This window comes from Streptomyces sp. NPDC104307 (assembly GCF_055584045.1).
The window spans coordinates 1,956-3,375 of record NZ_JBVJMU010000039.1; the positions used below are offsets into that span (position 1 = coordinate 1,956).

Consider the following 1,420-nt stretch of genomic DNA (forward strand, 5'->3'; position numbering starts at 1 on the left):
GATCGGGTCGGGCACGCTGTTGGGTATCTGAAGGTACGGCCGTAAAGGTCGTCCTTCGGTTGCCGGCCCCGGTAAAGCACCGCTTATGTGGTGTGTGACGGGTGGCTGGTCGTTGTTTGAGAACTGCACAGTGGACGCGAGCATCTGTGGCCAAGTTTTTAAGGGCGCACGGTGGATGCCTTGGCACCAGGAACCGATGAAGGACGTGGGAGGCCACGATAGGCCCCGGGGAGCTGTCAACCAAGCTTTGATCCGGGGGTGTCCGAATGGGGAAACCCGGCAGTCGTCATGGGCTGTCACCCGCTGCTGAACACATAGGCAGTGTGGAGGGAACGAGGGGAAGTGAAACATCTCAGTACCCTCAGGAAGAGAAAACAACCGTGATTCCGGGAGTAGTGGCGAGCGAAACTGGATCAGGCCAAACCGTATGCGTGTGATACCCGGCAGGGGTTGCGCATGCGGGGTTGTGGGATCTCTTTTTCATAGTCTGCCGGCTGTGAGACGAGTCAGAAACCGTTGATGTAGGCGAAGGACATGCGAAAGGTCCGGCGTAGAGGGTAAGACCCCCGTAGCTGAAACATTAACGGCTCGTTTAAGAGACACCCAAGTAGCACGGGGCCCGAGAAATCCCGTGTGAATCTGGCGGGACCACCCGTTAAGCCTAAATATTCCCTGGTGACCGATAGCGGATAGTACCGTGAGGGAATGGTGAAAAGTACCGCGGGAGCGGAGTGAAATAGTACCTGAAACCGTGTGCCTACAAGCCGTGGGAGCGTCGCTGTATGTGCTTGCACATGCAGTCGTGACTGCGTGCCTTTTGAAGAATGAGCCTGCGAGTTAGCGGTGTGTAGCGAGGTTAACCCGTGTGGGGAAGCCGTAGCGAAAGCGAGTCCGAATAGGGCGTTTGAGTTGCACGCTCTAGACCCGAAGCGGAGTGATCTAGCCATGGGCAGGTTGAAGCGGAGGTAAGACTTCGTGGAGGACCGAACCCACCAGGGTTGAAAACCTGGGGGATGACCTGTGGTTAGGGGTGAAAGGCCAATCAAACTCCGTGATAGCTGGTTCTCCCCGAAATGCATTTAGGTGCAGCGTCGTGTGTTTCTTGCCGGAGGTAGAGCACTGGATAGGCGATGGGCCCTACCGGGTTACTGACCTTAGCCAAACTCCGAATGCCGGTAAGTGAGAGCACGGCAGTGAGACTGTGGGGGATAAGCTCCATGGTCGAGAGGGAAACAGCCCAGAGCATCGACTAAGGCCCCTAAGCGTACGCTAAGTGGGAAAGGATGTGGAGTCGCAGAGACAACCAGGAGGTTGGCTTAGAAGCAGCCACCCTTGAAAGAGTGCGTAATAGCTCACTGGTCAAGTGATTCCGCGCCGACAATGTAGCGGGGCTCAAGCGTACCGCCGAAGTCGTGTCATT

General features: G+C 56.5%; 1 rRNA gene. It reads left to right on the top strand.

Going from position 1 to position 1,420, the window contains the following annotated elements:
• Positions 1-148: 148 nt before the first annotated feature.
• Positions 149-1,420, top strand: a 23S ribosomal RNA gene (locus ACZ601_RS39040); the annotation flags it as partial.